General features: G+C 69.1%; 14 protein-coding genes and 3 pseudogenes. 10 read left to right on the plus strand and 7 right to left on the minus strand.

Features of this window, described 5'->3' with window-relative positions; translation table 11 throughout:
- Nucleotides 1-7: 7 nt before the first annotated feature.
- Complete coding sequence (locus AB8998_RS06460) at nucleotides 8-1,480, minus strand: carboxyl transferase domain-containing protein (RefSeq protein ID WP_369737128.1); 1,473 nt, start codon at nucleotides 1,478-1,480, stop codon at nucleotides 8-10.
- A 27-nt stretch (nucleotides 1,481-1,507) separates the two neighbouring features.
- On the opposite strand from AB8998_RS06460, the gene AB8998_RS06465 reads away from it, so the two are divergent.
- Nucleotides 1,508-2,239, plus strand: a complete 732-nt coding sequence (locus tag AB8998_RS06465; protein ID WP_369737129.1) for an enoyl-CoA hydratase — start codon at nucleotides 1,508-1,510, stop codon at nucleotides 2,237-2,239.
- Between the two features lie 5 nt (nucleotides 2,240-2,244).
- Nucleotides 2,245-3,363 (plus strand): MBL fold metallo-hydrolase, encoded by a 1,119-nt coding sequence (locus AB8998_RS06470; protein ID WP_369737130.1) that lies wholly within the window; start codon nucleotides 2,245-2,247, stop codon nucleotides 3,361-3,363.
- A gap of 2 nt (nucleotides 3,364-3,365) precedes the next feature.
- On the opposite strand, the gene AB8998_RS06475 is transcribed toward AB8998_RS06470, so the two are convergent.
- Nucleotides 3,366-4,466 carry a glycosyltransferase family 4 protein gene (locus AB8998_RS06475; RefSeq protein WP_369737131.1) on the minus strand — a complete coding sequence of 367 codons (1,101 nt, stop codon included), beginning with the start codon at nucleotides 4,464-4,466 and terminating at the stop codon, nucleotides 3,366-3,368.
- Between the two features lie 65 nt (nucleotides 4,467-4,531).
- Between AB8998_RS06475 and AB8998_RS06480 the strand changes: the two genes are divergently transcribed.
- The 5 genes from AB8998_RS06480 to AB8998_RS06500 all read left to right on the plus strand — a co-directional run bounded on the left by AB8998_RS06480 (nucleotide 4,532) and on the right by AB8998_RS06500 (nucleotide 9,737).
- The gene (locus AB8998_RS06480; RefSeq protein ID WP_369737132.1) at nucleotides 4,532-6,124 is read left to right on the plus strand and encodes a serine hydrolase; all 1,593 of its coding nucleotides are present in this window, start codon (nucleotides 4,532-4,534) and stop codon (nucleotides 6,122-6,124) included.
- Nucleotides 6,121-8,523, plus strand: a complete 2,403-nt coding sequence (locus AB8998_RS06485) for a cation-translocating P-type ATPase (protein WP_369737133.1) — start codon at nucleotides 6,121-6,123, stop codon at nucleotides 8,521-8,523. The genes AB8998_RS06480 and AB8998_RS06485 overlap by 4 nt, the downstream gene beginning before the upstream one ends.
- A gap of 44 nt (nucleotides 8,524-8,567) precedes the next feature.
- Nucleotides 8,568-8,750 carry an antitoxin gene (locus tag AB8998_RS06490; RefSeq protein ID WP_369737134.1) on the plus strand — a complete coding sequence of 61 codons (183 nt, stop codon included), beginning with the start codon at nucleotides 8,568-8,570 and terminating at the stop codon, nucleotides 8,748-8,750.
- Between the two features lie 3 nt (nucleotides 8,751-8,753).
- Entirely contained in the window at nucleotides 8,754-9,239 is a 486-nt protein-coding gene (locus AB8998_RS06495; RefSeq protein ID WP_369737135.1) for a type II toxin-antitoxin system Rv0910 family toxin, read from the plus strand.
- Nucleotides 9,240-9,311: 72 nt separating this feature from the next.
- Nucleotides 9,312-9,737 (plus strand): hypothetical protein, encoded by a 426-nt coding sequence (locus AB8998_RS06500; RefSeq protein WP_369737136.1) that lies wholly within the window; start codon nucleotides 9,312-9,314, stop codon nucleotides 9,735-9,737.
- Nucleotides 9,738-9,740: 3 nt separating this feature from the next.
- On the opposite strand, the pseudogene AB8998_RS06505 reads toward AB8998_RS06500, so the two are convergent.
- Nucleotides 9,741-10,222, minus strand: a pseudogene (locus AB8998_RS06505) (VOC family protein).
- A gap of 380 nt (nucleotides 10,223-10,602) precedes the next feature.
- Here AB8998_RS06505 and AB8998_RS06510 point away from each other — a divergent pair.
- Together AB8998_RS06510 and AB8998_RS06515 are read left to right on the plus strand one after the other, a co-directional pair.
- Nucleotides 10,603-10,782 carry a hypothetical protein gene (locus AB8998_RS06510; protein WP_369737137.1) on the plus strand — a complete coding sequence of 60 codons (180 nt, stop codon included), beginning with the start codon at nucleotides 10,603-10,605 and terminating at the stop codon, nucleotides 10,780-10,782.
- A 400-nt stretch (nucleotides 10,783-11,182) separates the two neighbouring features.
- Entirely contained in the window at nucleotides 11,183-12,652 is a 1,470-nt protein-coding gene (locus AB8998_RS06515; protein WP_369737138.1) for a DUF4185 domain-containing protein, read from the plus strand.
- Nucleotides 12,653-12,829: 177 nt separating this feature from the next.
- Here the strand turns inward: AB8998_RS06515 and AB8998_RS06520 are convergent.
- The 3 genes and pseudogenes from AB8998_RS06520 to AB8998_RS06530 all read right to left on the minus strand — a co-directional run.
- Nucleotides 12,830-13,331 (minus strand): annotated as a pseudogene (locus tag AB8998_RS06520) (PE family protein); the annotation flags it as partial.
- A gap of 161 nt (nucleotides 13,332-13,492) precedes the next feature.
- Nucleotides 13,493-13,846: a VOC family protein gene (locus AB8998_RS06525; protein WP_369737139.1), complete on the minus strand. Its 354-nt coding sequence runs from the start codon at nucleotides 13,844-13,846 to the stop codon at nucleotides 13,493-13,495.
- 81 nt (nucleotides 13,847-13,927) lie between these two features.
- Nucleotides 13,928-14,818: an FkbM family methyltransferase gene (locus tag AB8998_RS06530; RefSeq protein ID WP_369737140.1), complete on the minus strand. Its 891-nt coding sequence runs from the start codon at nucleotides 14,816-14,818 to the stop codon at nucleotides 13,928-13,930.
- Nucleotides 14,819-14,880: 62 nt separating this feature from the next.
- Between AB8998_RS06530 and AB8998_RS06535 the strand changes: the two are divergent.
- A pseudogene (locus AB8998_RS06535) lies at nucleotides 14,881-15,087 on the plus strand (IS110 family transposase); the annotation flags it as partial.
- 272 nt (nucleotides 15,088-15,359) lie between these two features.
- On the opposite strand, the gene AB8998_RS06540 reads toward AB8998_RS06535, so the two are convergent.
- A complete protein-coding gene (locus AB8998_RS06540) occupies nucleotides 15,360-16,532 on the minus strand; it encodes a Fic family protein (RefSeq protein WP_369737141.1) in 1,173 nt (390 codons plus the stop codon).
- Between the last annotated feature and the right edge of the window lie 69 nt (nucleotides 16,533-16,601).

A 16,601-nucleotide genomic window follows, 5' to 3' on the forward strand; every position in this document is an offset into this window, starting at 1 on the left:
GCAAAGTTCAGGGCAAGCCGATGCGCCGGTAGCGTCGCAGCCGCGCGGCCAGCCTCTCGCCGTCCGGCACGTTCCGCAACGCGTGCAGCTCGGCGGCGATGGCCTGCGACATTCGCTGGCTGAACTCGGCCGGTTCGTCGGCGGCGTCGGGCTCCTCGGGCACCACGACGTCGACGATCCCGGCGGCCAGCAACTCGGCCGAGCGGATGCCCTGGATCGCGGCGAGCTCGGCCGCGTGTGCGGTGTCCCGGAAGACGATCGCGCTGGCCCCCTCGGGTGGCAACGGCGCGAGCCAGCCGTGCAGCGCGGCCAGCACGCGGTCGGCGGGGACCATCGCCAGCGCCGGCCCGCCGCTGCCCTGCCCGAGCAGCACCGACACCGTCGGGGTGTCCAGCGTCACCAGCTCGGCCAGGCACTGGGCGATCTGGGCGGCCAGCCCGTCCTGCTCGGCCTCGGCCGACAACGCGGGCCCGGCCGTGTCGATCACCAGCACCAGGGGCAGGCGCAATTCGGCGGCCAGCGCCATGCCGCGCCGGGCCTCGCGCAACGCGGCCGGCCCGACCAGACCGCCAGTCACCCGTTGTTGGCCCAGCACCACCGCGGGCTGGCCGGCGAATCGCGCCAGCGCCAGCAGGGTGGTCGCCGCCTCGCCGTAACCGGTGCCCGACAACAGCACCACGTCACTCGCGCCGTGCCGCAACAGGAACCTGACGCCCGGCCGGTCCGGTCGCCGGGAAGCCATCACCGAATCCCACGCCGGCACGTCGGCGATCGGTCGCGCCGGTGGCGGATCCGGCAGCGGTTCCGCGGGGTCGGCGATGACCGTCAGCGCGCGGTCCAGCGTCCGGCGCAGCTCGTCGAGGGCGACGACACCGTCGAGGACTCCGTAGCGTTGCAGGTTCTCCGCGGTTTGCACGCCTTCCGGGAAGGGTTCGTCGTACAGCAACTCGTAGACGCGCGGACCCAGAAAGCCGATCAGGGCGCCCGGCTCGGCGATCGTGACATGGCCCAGCGATCCCCACGAAGCGAACACCCCGCCCGTGGTCGGGTGGCGCAGGTAGACCAGGTAGGGCAGGTGCGCCCGCTTGTGCAGCGTCACCGCGGCCGCGATTTTCACCATCTGCAGGAACGCGACGGTGCCCTCCTGCATACGGGTGCCGCCGGAACTCGGCGAGGCCAGCAGCGGCAGCCGCTCGGCGGTGGCCCGCTCGACCGCGGCGGTGATCCGTTCGGCCGCGGCCACCCCGATCGAGCCGCCCAGGAAGCCGAACTCGCAGACGATCACCGCCACCCGGCGCCCGTAGATCCGGCCCTCGCCGGTGAGCACCGATTCGTCCAGACCGGTGGCGGCCCGCGCCTCGGCCAGTTCCCGCTCGTAGGACTCGCTGAGCGGCAACGGTGGCGGCGCACCGTCCCAGCTGAGAAAGGATCCCTCGTCCAGCACCGCGTCCCGGAGTTGACCGGCCGTGATACGACTCACGACACGAGGCTATATAGGGTGGCCTCCATGATCGGTGTCACCCAGGCCGGGGCCGTTTTGACCATTGAGCTGCAACGACCCGAGCGTCGCAACGCCCTGAACTCCCAGCTCGTCGAGGAGTTGCGGGAGACTTTCCAGAAGGCCGGCGACGGGACGGTCCGGGCGATCGTGCTGACCGGCCAGGGCACCGCGTTCTGCGCCGGCGCCGACCTGAGCGGTGACGCCTTCGCGGCCGACTACCCTGACCGGCTCATCGAACTGCACCGGTTGATGGACGCCACCCTGATCCCGGTGATCGGCGCCGTCAACGGCCCCGCCATCGGCGCGGGACTGCAGCTGGCCATGCGCTGTGACCTGCGGGTGGTCGCACCTGAGGCGTTCTTCCAGTTCCCGACGTCGAAGTACGGTCTGGCCCTGGACAATTGGAGCATCCGCCGACTGGCCTCGCTGGTCGGCCACGGCCGGGCCAGCGCGATGCTGCTGACCGCGGAGAAGCTGACCGCCGAGACGGCGCTGCAGACCGGGATGGCCAACCGCATCGGTACTCTCTCCGACGCCCAGGCGTGGGCCGACGAGATCGCCGGCCTGGCCCCGCTGGCCATCCAGCACGCCAAGCGGGTGCTCAACGACGACGGAGCCATGGACGATCAGCTGCCGATCCACAAGGAGCTTTTCGACAAGGCGTGGGCGAGCAAGGACGTCGTCGAGGCCCAGGTCGCCCGCATCGAGAAGCGGCCGCCCAACTTCACGGGCGCCTGACGGCCATGGTGCGGGGGGCGCTGCGGCTGGCCGCCGGCACGGCCTCGGTGGCCGCCGGGGGCTGGGTGGTTCGCGCGCTGCACGGCGCGCCGATGGCGCTGGGCGCGGACCCCGCGTCGATCCGGGCGGTGGCAGAGCGCTCGCCACACTACCGTGACGGCGTCTTCGTCAACCTGGACCCGGTGTCGATGTTCACCGTGGACCGCGAGGAGCTGAGGCTCATCGCCTGGGAGCTAGTGGCCGGGCGCGCCAGAAGCCGCCCGCCGGCCTCGATCCCGCTGAGTGCGCCCGGGATCTTCGACAGCGACCCCGGCCGGCTGGCCGCGAGCTGGTTCGGTCACTCCACCGCGCTGCTGGAGATCGACGGCTACCGGGTGCTGACGGATCCGGTGTGGAGCCGGCGGTGCTCACCGTCGGACGTGGTCGGCCCGGAGCGGCTGCATCCGCCGCCCGTGCAGCTGGAGGCGCTGCCCGCCCTCGACGCCGTGGTGATCAGTCACGACCACTACGACCACCTCGACATCGACACGGTCATGACGCTGGCCCGCACGCAACGGGCCCCGTTCTTCGTGCCGCTGGGGGTGGGCGCTCACCTGCGCGCGTGGGGCGTACCCGAGCACCGTGTCGTCGAACTCGACTGGCACCAGAGCGCCCGGGTCGACGAACTCACCCTGGTCTGCGCCCCGGCGCGGCACTTCTCGGGACGCTTCCTGGACCGCAACACCACGCTGTGGGCGTCGTGGGCGATGGTCGGGCCGCGTCATCGCGCCTATTTCGGCGGCGACACCGGCTACACCGCAAGCTTCGCCCGGATCGGCGCCGACCACGGGCCGTTCGACCTGACGCTGCTGCCCATCGGCGCCTACAACCGGGCCTGGCCGGACATCCACATGAACCCCGAGGAAGCGGTGCGGGCCCACCTCGACATGACGGCCGCCGGGTCGGGCCTGTTGGTGCCCGTTCATTGGGGCACCTTCCGCCTCGCCCCGCATCCGTGGGCGGAGCCGGTCGAGCGTCTGCTCGAGGCCGCCGAAGCCGCCGGCGTCGAGGTGGCGGTCCCGGTGCCCGGCGAACGCGTCGGCCCGGCCGGTCGCACGAGCGCCGACGCCTGGTGGCGGCTCTGACCTCAGCCCAGCATGGACAGCCAGGTATCCCACTGCTCGGCGCGCCGGGTCCAGTTGTTCTCGGCGACCGTGTAGGTGACCTGAGCCCGCAGGCGGGCCTCGGTGCCGTCGGGATCGGCCTCGCGCGCGGCCAGTGAGCTGATGACGCGCTCGGCGAAGGCCTCGGCGTGGGCGTGGGGATCGGCCAGCGGCTCCATCAGTTCGACGAAACCGGCGCCCGTCTCGGGCAAAGCGCCGAGATCGCTGGTGACGACGGTGCACCCGGCCGCCATCGCTTCCATCACGGCGATGCAGGACGTTTCGGCGAAGGTGTTGGGGTAGGCCAGCATCGCGGCGCCGCGCAGCGCGTTTGCCAGTGCCGGCTGGGCGACCGAGCCGTGATAGGCGACGCCGGGTGCCTCGCGGGCCGCGTCGTAGAGCGGGCGGAACGGGTCCATCAGGGCGTTGTAGACGGCCATGCTGCTGTAGACCTCGAGGCGGGCGTCCGGCACCGCGGTCCGGACGAGGGCGAACGCGTCCAGCAGCCGGTCCAGCCCCCGGTAGGGCGTGCTGGTGTAGCACAGGGTCGGCGGGCCCGATTTGGCCGGCAGGATCGGGCCGTCGGCGAACAACTCGGCGAAGGCCGGGCCGACGGCGTTGCGCAGGATGCCGATGCGTGCGGGATCGAGCCCGAACGCCTGGTGGAAACGGTCGGCCTGCCACTCGCTGACCATGGCGAAACCATGGAACAGCGCCCGGATCTCGGGCTGCGCCAAGGGGGCGACGAACGGCTGGTCGTGCGCCAGGCCGGTCCACAGGACGTGGCGGGCCTGCGGCCGGCACAGCGCCATGAGTTCGGCGAGCCTGGCATGCACCCCGCCCAGGTGCACGACGCAGTCTGCGTTTCGGAGCGCGCCGTCCTCGACGACGGGGATCGGTTGGCAGTGGACCCCGCGCACCAGCTTGACCTCGGCGTCACGACTGGCCAGCGTGACCCGGTGACCCAGCTTCACCAGTTCGGTGCTCAGGTAGCAGGCCGCTGACTGCGAGCCGCCCAGGGGCCGGTGGAACGGGGTGTCCGGATCGTAAGCCGAGGCGGCGGCGTCGACGAACACGATGTCCATGCGCCCGCACTTTAGGTGCCCGAGCGATCAGGCCGCCAACCGGCGTACCACGCTAGAGTTCCGCCATGACGAAACGCGCGGCAACGGCCGCTGTCGTGATGTTGTCGATGGCGTTCACCGGATGCGAAACCGCACAACACCTGTCGAACCCGCCGTCGGCGGTGTCGCAGACCCCACCCAACGAGTTCTCGGGAGTTGACATCCCGCCCGGCCGCATCGGCGACGCCGTATCCAGAGTCGACGGCCTAGTCGCCGACCTGATGAAGACCAGCGGCATCCCGGGCATGGCGGTCGCCATCGTGCACGGAGGGAAAACGCTGTACGCCAAGGGTTTCGGGGTCAGGGACGCGAGCAGGGGTGACCGTCAGGATAACTGGGTCGACGCCGACACCGTCTTCCAGCTGGCATCGTTGTCCAAGTCGGTGGGTGCGACGGTGGTGGCGCACGAGGTGACCGACAAGGTGATCGCCTGGGACACGCCGGTGACGTCGGTGCTGCCGTGGTTCTCGCTGTCCGACCCCTACGTCACCAGCCACGTGACCGTCGCCGACTTCTATTCGCACCGTTCCGGGCTGCCCGACCACGCCGGCGACAAGCTCGAGGACCTGGGCTACGACCGCCGCCAGACGCTGGAGAGGCTGAAGTACCTGCCGCTGGCCCCATTTCGAAACACGTACGCCTACACCAACTTCGGCGTGACAACCGCGGCCGAGGCGGTGGCCGCGGCGGCGGGCAAACCGTGGGAGGACCTTTCCGGCGAGGTGCTCTACCGGCCGCTGGGCATGGCGTCGACGAGCTCGCGCTACGCCGACTTCCTGGCCCGGTCCGACCACGCGGTCGGCCACGTCAAGGTAGGGGACAAGTGGGAGCCGCGCTACCAGCGGGATCCCGACCCCCAGTCGGCCGCCGGTGGCGCGAGCTCCTCGGTCAACGACATGGCGCGCTGGCTGGCGATGCTGTTGGCCAACGGTGCCTACGACGGCGGGCGGATCACCTCGGCCGAAGCGCTGCTGCCCGCCATCACCCCGCAGGTCGTCTCGATCCCGGCCCCAAACTCGAAGGCGCGCCCCGGTTTCTATGGCCACGGGTTCAACATCACGGTGAGCTCGTCGGGACGCACCGAGCTGAGCCATTCCGGCGCCTTCACGATGGGCGCCGCCACCAACTTCGTGGTCTTGCCGTCCGAGGACCTGGCCATCGTCGCGCTGACCAACGCCGCGCCCATCGGAGTGCCGGAGACGCTGACCGCCGAATTCCTGGATCTGGTGCAGTACGGCCAGATCCGCGAGGACTGGGCCGGGCTCTACCAGAAGGCGATGGGCTGGATGAACAACCCCGAGGGCTCGCTGGTCGGCAAGCAGCCCCCCGCCCATCCCGCGCCGGCCAGGCCGCTCGGCGAGTACCTGGGCGTGTACACCAGCGACTACTGGGGCCCGGCGATCGTGACCGAACACGACGGTGCGCTGCAGCTGGAGATGGGTCCCAAAAACCGGACGTTCCCCTTGACGCACTGGGACGGCGATACCTTCACCTTCCCGGTGACCGACGAAAACGCGCCGCCCGGAACGATTTCCAAGGCGGTATTCTCCGGGGCCCCGGCCACCACGCTGAACTTGGAGTACTTCGACTCCGAGAAGCTGGGAACCTTCACCCGATGACACCGGGCGGCGCCGTCGGCCTGACCGACGCCGAGGTGGCCCGGCGGGTCGCCGACGGCCAGGGCAACACCACCCCGCGACGCGCCACCCGCAGCGTCGCCGCGATCGTCCGCGCCAACGTCTTCACCCGGATCAACGCGATCCTGGGGGTGTTGCTGCTGATCGTGCTCGCGACCGGCTCGTTGATCAACGGGCTGTTCGGCCTGCTGATCGTCGCCAACAGCGTCATCGGCATGGTCCAGGAGATCCGCGCCAAGCAGACGCTGGACAAGCTGGCGATCATCGGGCAGGCGAAACCGTTGGTGCGCAGGGCCTGCGGGACGCGCGCGTTGCCGCCCGAGCAGGTCGTGCGCGACGACGTCATCGAGCTGGGACCCGGTGACCAGGTTGTCGTCGACGGCGAGATCGTCGAGGAGAACAACCTGGAGATCGACGAATCGCTGCTGACCGGGGAGGCCGATCCGATCGCCAAGGACACCGGCGACGCGGTGATGTCGGGCAGCTTCGTCGTCGCCGGCACCGGGGCCTACCGGGCGACGAACGTCGGGCCGGAATCCTACGTCGCCAGGCTCGCCGAGGAGGCCAGCAAGTTCAGCCTGGTGAATTCCGAACTGCGCAAGGGCATCAACCGGATCCTGCAGTTCATCACCTACCTGCTGGTGCCGGCGGGCCTGTTGACCATCTACACCCAGTTGTTCACCACCCACGTCGGGTGGCGGCAGTCGGTGTTGCGCACGGTCGGTGCGCTGGTGCCGATGGTGCCCGAGGGGCTGGTGCTGCTGACGTCGATCGCGTTCGCCGTCGGCGTCGTCAGGCTGGGCCAACGTCGTTGCCTGGTACAGGAACTGCCGGCCATCGAGGGCCTGGCCCGCGTCGACGTCGTCTGCGCCGACAAGACGGGCACGCTGACCGAGAGCGGCATGCGGGTCCGCGAGGTCCAGGAACTGGCCGCGACCTCCGAAGCCGTCGCCGACGTCCTGGCCGCGCTGGCGGCCGCCGACTCGCGACCGAATGCCAGCATGCAGGCGATCGCAGAATCCTACGACCGCCCACCCGGCTGGATCGCCACGGCGAGTGCGCCGTTCAAGTCGGCGACCAAGTGGAGCGGCGTGTCCTTCCGTGACCACGGCCACTGGGTGATCGGGGCGCCCGACGTGCTGCTCGACCCCGCGTCGGCGGCCGCGCAGCAGGCCGAGCGTCTCGGGGCGCGGGGGCTGCGGGTGTTGCTGTTGGGTGCCGCCGAGGATGCCGTCGACCGCCCGGGCGCACCGGGCCGCGTGCGAGCGGTCGCCCTGGTGGTGCTCGAGCAGAAGGTGCGCCCCGACGCTCGCGATACCTTGGAATACTTTGCTGAGCAAGGGGTTTCCGTCAAGGTGCTGTCCGGCGACAACGCGGTGTCGGTGGCCGCGGTGGCCGGTCAGCTCGGGCTGTACGGGGAGACGATGGACACGCGGCGGCTGCCGGGCGGGGACGCGGCCCTGGCCGACGCGCTGGAGTCCCACACCACCTTCGGTCGGGTGCGCCCCGACCAGAAGCGCGCCATCGTGCATGCGCTGCAATCGCGCGGCCACACCGTGGCGATGACCGGTGACGGCGTCAACGACGTGCTGGCCCTCAAGGACGCGGATATCGGTGTCGCGATGGGTGCGGGCAGCCCGGCGTCGCGGGCGGTCGCGCAAATCGTGTTGCTGGACAACAGGTTCGCCACGCTTCCCTATGTCGTCGGCGAGGGCAGGCGGGTGATCGGCAACATCGAGCGGGTCGCCAACCTGTTCCTGACCAAGACGGTGTATTCGGTGCTGCTGGCGTTGCTGGTCGGTACCGAATGCCTGTTCGCCAAACCCCTGAACGCCGATCCGCTGCTCTACCCGTTCCAGCCGATCCACGTCACCATCGCGGCGTGGTTCACGATCGGGATCCCCTCGTTCATCCTGTCGCTGGCGCCCAACAACGAGCGCGCCCAACCCGGTTTCGTGCGGCGGGTGCTGACGTCGGCGCTGCCGTCCGGACTGATCGTGGGCGTCGCGACATTCGTCTCCTACCTGGCCGCCTACCAGGGCCGCCACGCCACGTTCCGGCAGCAGGATCAGGCGTCGACCGCCGCGCTGATCACGCTGCTGGTCACCGCGCTGTGGGTGCTGGCCGTGGTGGCACGGCCGTACCAGTGGTGGCGGGTGGCGCTCGTGGCCGGCTCCGGGCTGGCCTATGTGGTGATCTTCAGCATCCCGCTGGCCCGGCAGAAGTTCCTGCTGGATCCTTCCAATGTGACGGTCACCGCGGTTGCGCTGGCGATCGGTGTGCTGGGTGCCGCGGCCATCGAGGCGCTGTGGTGGATGCGGGCCAGGATGCTCGGCGAGTCCCCGCGGCTGTGGCGGCAGGCCGGGCAACAGGCAAAGTAGGGTTTGCAGCGGTTGAGTAGGGTTTCCCGGGGAAGGAAGGGCGCATGGGATTCCTGGACAAGGCGAAGGCCCTGCTGTCGCAGAACGCGGAGACTGTCGAGAAGGCCATCGACACCGCCGGCGCGTTCGTCGACGACAAGACGCAGGGCAACTACTCCGACACCATCCACAAGGTGGCCGAAGAGGCCAAGAAGGCGGCCGGTTCCACGGCCGATCAGCAGGGCTGAGCGATGGCGAAACTCTCGGGATCCATCGACGTGCCCCTGCCCCCGGAGACGGCCTGGCAGCACGCCTCGGACCTGTCCCGGTTCAGGGAATGGCTGACCATCCATCGGGTGTGGCGCAGCACCCTGCCCGACGAGATCGACAAGGGCACCGTCATCGAGTCGATCGTCGAGGTCAAGGGGATGTACAACCGGATCAAATGGACGGTCGTGCGCTACAAGCCGCCGGAGGGCATGACCCTCAACGGTGACGGTGTCGGCGGCGTCAAGGTCAAGCTGATGGCCAAGGTCGCGCCCAAGGACGACGGCTCCGTCGTCAGCTTCGACGTCCACCTCGGCGGCCCGGCCCTGTTCGGACCGATCGGCATGATCGTCGCGGCGGCATTGCGCAGCGACATCAACGAATCGCTGCAGAACTTCCTCACCGTGTTCACGGGAACCGGCACCTCGTCCCGCCCAGGCCTGAACGGAGACGGCCGCCCCCGCCACTGACGGCTGCGCCGGCCCCGGGTGCCGCGTGGCGAGGCGGAACGCTGTCCGAGCCCCCTACTAATGTGGGAACCCATGACTCGGCGGCTGGGCCCTGGTTGGCTGGTGGCACTGTGCGCGCTGGTCATCTCGGCCAGCGCCTGGATGCCGTGGCTGACGACGGCGGTCAACGGCGGGGGCTGGGCCAACGCCATCGGGGGTGCGCACGGCAGTCTGCACCTTCCCCCCGGCTTCGGTGCCGGGCAGCTCATCGTGTTGCTCTCCTCGGCTCTGCTGGTCGCCGGGGCGATGGTGGGCCGCGGTTTATCGGTGAAGGTCTCTTCGGTTGCCGCCCTAATCATTTCGCTGCTGCTGGTGGGGCTGACGGCGTGGTACTACCAGCTCAACGTCAATCCGCCGGTGTCGGCCGAGTACGGGCTCTACGTCGGGGCGATCGCCGCGCTGTGCGCGGCTGCGTGCTCGCTCGTGGCCGTCGTCGCTGCGGCGTCGGGCGGGCGGTGAGGCTCAGCGTGGGGGGAACTCGTGCCGCCCCGAGTCGGCGCTGCCCGCGAGCTCGTTGACGCCGAACACGAACGGCGCGAACACGACTTCGCGACCGTCCGGGTCCCGATAGGTGATCGCCCGGTCGCTTCCCAGTACGGGTGCTGTGGCACCGGTTCGGCTGTCGCGGCCCGCAGCCACGCGGTCGCCGCCTGCACTGCGTGCTGGTCGGGGAAGTACAGGCACAGCTGGTCGTGGGGATCCACCGTGACGGGCTCGACCGATTCGACGATTTCGAGCGTCAGATTCCAGCTGGGCAGGCCGAAGATCGCACCGGTGCTGCCGTAGCTGGCTTCGAACGTCTCGAAGATCGGCAGGCCCACGAGATCGCGGTAGAACCGCACCATGGCGCGGAAGTTCGGCGAGCGCCGGGCGAAGCGGATCGCGCCGATCGGCGCCAACTGCGCGGGCCAGTGCGTTGCGCGGCGATGCGTCTGCTCGTCCACGGCTCCTCCGATTCGGCGCGCCACGCAGCCGCGCGTCGCGGCCGCGGACCCGCCGCAACCAGTGTGCACGCCGGCTGGGTGAGATCAGACCGCGGCAAACACCCCTTCACTCGGACAAAGAGCGGCCCCGCCGGCTCTCGGGCTGAACCGACGGGACCTGGGTGAGGGCGTAGGCCGGCCGACGCGCTCACCTCTTCTGACGCATTTCCCCCGGCGCCAGGAGACAAACATCGGAATTCGACACGCAAGCCCAAGGGGCATCGGACCGCTTGTGTGGCAGCGCATTTCGGCGATCATCCGTGGTGCCGCGGTAGTCGCGCACCATAGTACAACGGTGCGAGCGGTGTTTCGAGCGCCGCCGAGCCAAACGCAGCGGCGGAGTGGGAGGCGCTGACGGCGCCAGGGGAGCGGAAAGCGTCGGCGTCGGCGGCAACGTCGTGAGCGGGGTGGGCGTGGTCGTCTCGGTGCCGGTGGCGGAGACGAGGGTGTTCGAATGCCAATTCGCGTCCCAGGCCATTCCGGCGAGGGCGATCCCCACGCTGATCGCCTGCCGAGTGTAGTGCCGCGAGTGTCGGGCTTTCATGGGCCGTGCCCCTTTTGCGAGAAGGGGAGCCGGCCGGCTCATCAGGCGGCAGTTCCGCGTCTCCGGAGACTGTCGATCCGTGATACGAAGCTGCCGTGCCGCAAGAGGACCACCGCTGGCGTGCCGCGCAAGGCCCGATCGGCGGGGAAACGATGAGGCCCCCCACGTTTGCCGCTGGTCTTCCGGGATGGGAAGGCGGGCGGGCTCGTTGACTACGGCGGTTCCGCGGCCGTCGACCGCGGAGCGGCTGGGTTTCGACACGGTCACGGATGCATACCCATCGGCAACTCGCTGGTCACAAACGTCCCATGAATCACTATCGTCACATTTGCCCACTGCGGCGTCAATGCGAGGTTCTGCCCGCGGAAAGGTGTTAGATGTCGGCGATTCTTCGAAGCCTGGCGCTTTCGATGGCGTCGGCGGCTGCTATTGGACTCACCGTCGCGATAGGTACCGCCCCGTCGGCGACCGCCACGCCTTGCAGTGCGCCGGAAGCGAACATTCCGCCGCCCAACACCCAGCCGACCATGCCGGCGCCCGGGCCCGTGGTGCAACCGCCGACGGGTCGTCGCCCCGCGCACACCAACGACAGCGCGCCGCTGCCGAAGCTAGGTCCGCTGATCTCGTCCCTGCTCAAGCCCGTCGCTCCGAACACGCGGTACGCCGCACCACTGCAGCCGCAGGCGGGCGTCGTCCCGCCCGCGCCCAACCCCCCGGCCCCGCCGCCGCCGAATGCGACCCAGCTGGCACCCAACGCCGCACCCGTGCAACCGCCGCCGGCGCCGGAGGCGGAGGTGCCCTCTATCGCGGGGGCCCCGACGTCCCTCGTCGACTTCGTGACCGGGACCAACAGCCCCAACCAAACCCTCAAGCGGTTCGGCATCTCCGGGACCGACCTCGGGATCGCCTGGGACAACGGGGATCCCGTTAACCACCAGGTGCTCATGGCCTTCGGCGACACGTTCGGCTACTGCAGCGTGCACGGCCAGCAGTGGCGCTACAACACGCTCTTCCGCAGCTCGGACCGCGATTTGTCCCAGGGCATCCACATCGCCGACGGCGTACCCAACAACAGGTACTCCGGGTCGCCGGTCTGGACGAGCGGCCTTTCCAAACAGGTCGTCAACAGCATCCACAAGGCCCCCCACGAGACGGGGATCATTCCCACCGCGGCCATCTCCGTCGGGCGAACCCAGTTCATGAACTACATGTCCATCCGGCAATGGGGCCGCGACGGCGAGTGGTCGACGAACTATTCGGCGATCGCGAGATCGCTTGACAATGGCCAGACTTGGGGCGTGTACCCCGGGACCATCCGAACCGCCTCACCGGACGCCATCCCCGGCGCCCGGTTCGTCCCGGGGAACGAGAACTTCCAGATGGGCGCGTTCATGAAGGGTAACGACGGCTACCTCTATTCGTTCGGCACCCCGTCCGGCCGCGGCGGGAACGCATACCTGGCGCGGGTGCAGCCGGGCGTCCTGCCCGACCTGAGCAAATACCAGTACTGGAACGGAGACTCCAATACCTGGGTCCCGGCCGATCCGGGGGCTGCGACGCCGGTGATCCCGGGCCCGGTCGGGGAGATGTCGGCCCAGTACAACAACTACCTCAAGCAGTACCTGGTGCTCTACACCAACGGCGGCAGCAACGACATCGTGGCGAGGACGGCGCCCGCCCCACAGGGGCCGTGGAGTCCCGAGCAGCCGCTCGTGTCGTCGTTCCAGATGCCCGGTGGCATCTACGCGCCGATGATCCATCCCTGGTCGTCGGGCAGGGACTTGTACTTCAACCTGTCGCTGTGGTCGGCCTACGACGTGATGTTGATGCACACGGTGCTGCCGTAGCCGCGGCGTTCCGTGCTACAGCCACCACCAACCCGGATCGGCGCCAACGGCGCCACCGCCACCACCGCCCCCGTTGAAGGCGCCGCCGCCACCCCCGCCGCCGGAGCCGATGACGCCGAACAGCCGCCCGCTGTCACCCTCCCTGCCGCCGGCGCCACCGCTGCGCGCAGCGCCGGTGCCGAGCCCGCCGGTGCCCCCGACGCCGATCAGCGCTGCCGGCCAGCCCGGCGGCCGTGCTGGCGCCGCCGTTGGCGCCGTTGCTGTACAGGATCCCGCCGGGACCACCCGGCTGCCCGACGCCGTTGACGGTCGTCCCATTGGCGCCGTTGCCGATCAGCGGCCGGCCGAACAGCGCCTCGGTGGGCGCGTTGATCGCACCGAGCAGGCTGTGCTCGACGTTGGCGGCTTCGGTGGTCGCATACGAGCCGGCGCCGGCGGTCAGGGTCTGCACGAACTGGTCGTGGAACGCCGCCGCCCGCACACTCAGCGCGTGATAGGCCAGCGCGTGGGTGCTGAACCGCGCCGCGATGGCCGCCGAGACCTCGTCGGCGGCCGCGGGCAGCACCGCGGTGGTCCGGGTCGCCGCGGCCGCCTGGGCGCCGCTGATCGCCGAGCCGATCCCGGCCAGGTCACGGGCCGCCGACACCAACGTTTCCGGGACTGCGATCACAAAAGACATCCGGCTCCTTCGATGCCACGTTGTCGGCCTGACGCGACATTCTGCGTCAATTTCGTGGCAGCGACGGCCGCCCGACGGGTACGGGCGGTGAACGCGAAATTAATTCACCGGTGCGCCACGTGTTCGCCGTCAGGCGCAACGGTGTTGCGGCACGGCGCCTTTCACCGGGCCAGCGGCTTGTAGAAGACCAGGCCGTTGCCCTTGTTGTCGTAGACCACGGCACGGCGTTCGTGTGCGTCGTCGTAGGGGGCCCGCACGATGCCGCCACCACTGTCCTCCACCGCCTTGGCCGCGGCGTCGACGTCGGCGGTTTTGATGCCCACGACGACCTGTCCGTGAATGGGGTGGTCCACCGCGGTCGCCAGCGCGAGGGTCACCGGCCCGCCGTCGAGGGCCGCGAAATGGGTTCCGTCGCGAAACTTCAGCGGCATTCCCAGCGTCTCGCTGTAGAACCGGATCGACTCGTCCAAGTCGTCGGTCGACAAGATGATCATCTTCACTTCGTGTTCGCTCAACGGTGCCTCCTTTGGCTGAAACCGCCTTACAGACTAAGCGCGACGTCAAGGCGCGCAACTCTTGTCGGGGGTCGCCGCGCGTCAGGCCAACGGGAGTGACAGGTCTTCGGAGATCACACTCGACAGAGTTTCCGCCAGCGGCGAGTCGCTGTCGTGAACGACGCAGATGTCGAAGCCCCACACCGGGCGGTGCCGGATGTGGGTGAGGTAGTTGAGCAGGTTGGTGACGGGCGGTTCGGCCGAGAGATCGAGGCGGCCGTAGAACCGTCCCGGGTCGTCCCAGACGAAAGCCCGGCGGTACCCGGCCTGGACCAGGCGCGCGAAAAGTTGCCGGGCCCGCGTGCACGCCGCCGTCGCTTCCGCCCGGTCGGGGGTGGTGATCTCGAGCTCGAAGTAGATGGGGAACGCCGGCGCCGGCAGGTCCAGGCAGCCGACGACGAGTGCCAAGTCGGTGCCGTCGGTGTCGATCTTCACCAGCGCCACGTTCCCGGCCTCGTTGACCAGTCGACCGATGGGGACGATGCTGCCCTGTTCGGAGTACGGCCCGTCGATCGGCTTGGCCGTGCCGCCCCAGTGGAACAACGCCCGGGCGGGTTCGTCCTCGTGCGCCGTGACATAGCAGTCCGCGACCGTGGCCCGATCCGCGAAATGCCGAGCGACGTTGTCGCGCAGGTACTTCAGGAAGTAGTCCGACGGCTCGACGCACAGGACGTCCAGCGTGCTGTAGCGGGCGATGAGGGCCAGGGTGTCGCCGACGTTGGCGCCGATGTCCACCGCGACGCCGCGGCGACCGAGCCGCTCCAGCGCGGTCACCACCTCGGCCAGGCCTTGCTCGCGGTAGGGCTGGAACAGGCCTCCGCCGGGGGAGTGGAACTGCAGCAGGACGTGCCCGGACGGCACGGTCAGCTCGTAGCCGTGCAGGTTGAAGTCGACCGGAACCTGCATCGCGAAGCCTGCCTGCATGTGCGTCACGTGCTCATCCTGCACGGGAGCCAAATTGTCTTGCCACCGGCACGAGGTCTTCTCGCGGAGTTGCGGTTACGCTATGGGCATTTAGCGCGCTGTCGACCCGCCCCGGCGCTCGCGCGTTCTACGACCAACACCGCGCAGCCGGCGACACTCACCATCAAGCCCTCCGCGCCCTAGGCAACCGCCTCGTCGGCATCCTGCACGGCTGCCTACGCCACAAACAGCCCTACAACGAACACACCGCCTGGGCACACCGCATGGCCGCCGCTTGACGAATTAGGGCCCTGGGATGTCTAGTCCGAGAGGACGAAGAACCCAGCTCGGCGCGCTACTTCAGCGCTGACGGCCGCGACGTCGCGGTTCCGGAGGGGCGCCTGACCTTCAATGAGACCACCTGGCACCTAACCTACGTTGACGGCTCGAGTCGTTGCTGAGAGTGAAGTGGAGCCAGATCATTCGCGATCGCACATGAGCAGGGCGATCATGTTTTAACGTCCGGGCAATAGTGTTGGATCGCAACGCCAATGAACTTTTCACACGGCGGTCAGCCCCGCCGTCCGGCCCGTTCGGCGAACGCGTCGAGTGCAGCGAGCACTGCAGGAGAACGCCACACGCGGTTGCGGGGCCCGCTGGTCGTCTCGACGAGGATTCCCGCCTCGGTGAGCGGGTTGAGGTAGCGGTGAGCGTTGGTGGACCCGATGCCCAGCTCGTGCGCGAGTAGGGCAGCGTTGACGACCGGGCGGCGGGTCAACAAATCAGCGACCTTCCACACCGCCGAGTCGGACCGCGCCGTGATCACGTCGTTCCAGGTTTCGCGGATATCGCGAATGTCGGCGACCAGCTGACGCCCGTTCGCGATAGCCAGGACGCTGGCCTGTGAGAAGCGCTCGACAATCGGCGCGGCGTCACCGTCGCGGTAGGTGGTCAGCGCGGCGAAGTATGCGCCCGTGTCGGCCAGCAGCCCGGCCGAGACCGGCACCGTCACCTGGCGGGTCAAGCCTTTGTTGCGCAGCATGGCTTGTACCAGTGCGCGGCCCGTGCGTCCGTTCCCGTCGGTGAAGGGGTGAATGGTCTCGAACTGTGCATGGGCCACCGCGATCTGCGGCAGTGCGGGAACGTCGGCGCGCTGCGCGAAGGCGATCAAGTCGTCAATCGCGCCGGGGACCAGCTCGTGGCGCGGGCCGACGAATGTCGCGCCGATGGGGGTGGAGCCGCCGCCGATCCACACTGGCTCGGTACGGAATTCGCCTTGTGTATGGCGTGGCTCGTTGGCCATCAACGCGTGGTGCATCGCCAGGATGGCGTCGGCGTCAACAGTGTCGGACAGGGCGACCGCTGCTTGCATCGCAGCGGTGTTGGCGACGATCATCTGAGCGTTGCGCTTGGCCCTGCCGCCGGGCAGCTCGGCCTCGGCGATAGCGCGGGCTGATGCGGTCAGGTTCTCGATCTGCGAGCTGGCGGCGGACTCTGACCGCAGCAACACGGCGGCAAGCGGCGCGATATCGCCTCCGAGTTCGGCGTCGAAGCGCGTGATCTCGCGGCTGGCGGATTCGGCTTCTGCGAGCATGGACGGCGGCAGGTCCAGGATCAGCTCGGCAATGTTGGCCGGCACGGCAGGGTGGTAGGTGCCGTACTTCGGCAGCGCCGCGCTCGCGTACCGCGTCCCCTGTGGTTCCCAACGAACGTCCTCGTAGGTGATGGGGCGAAGTGAAGTCACTGCTGCAGTCTAACCTCACTTATACGACTAAGTGAAGTTAATAGCGGCGGGTGACTTCACTTAGGGCCT

Source organism: Mycobacterium sp. HUMS_12744610 (assembly GCF_041206865.1).
Lineage (GTDB): Bacteria > Actinomycetota > Actinomycetes > Mycobacteriales > Mycobacteriaceae > Mycobacterium > Mycobacterium servetii.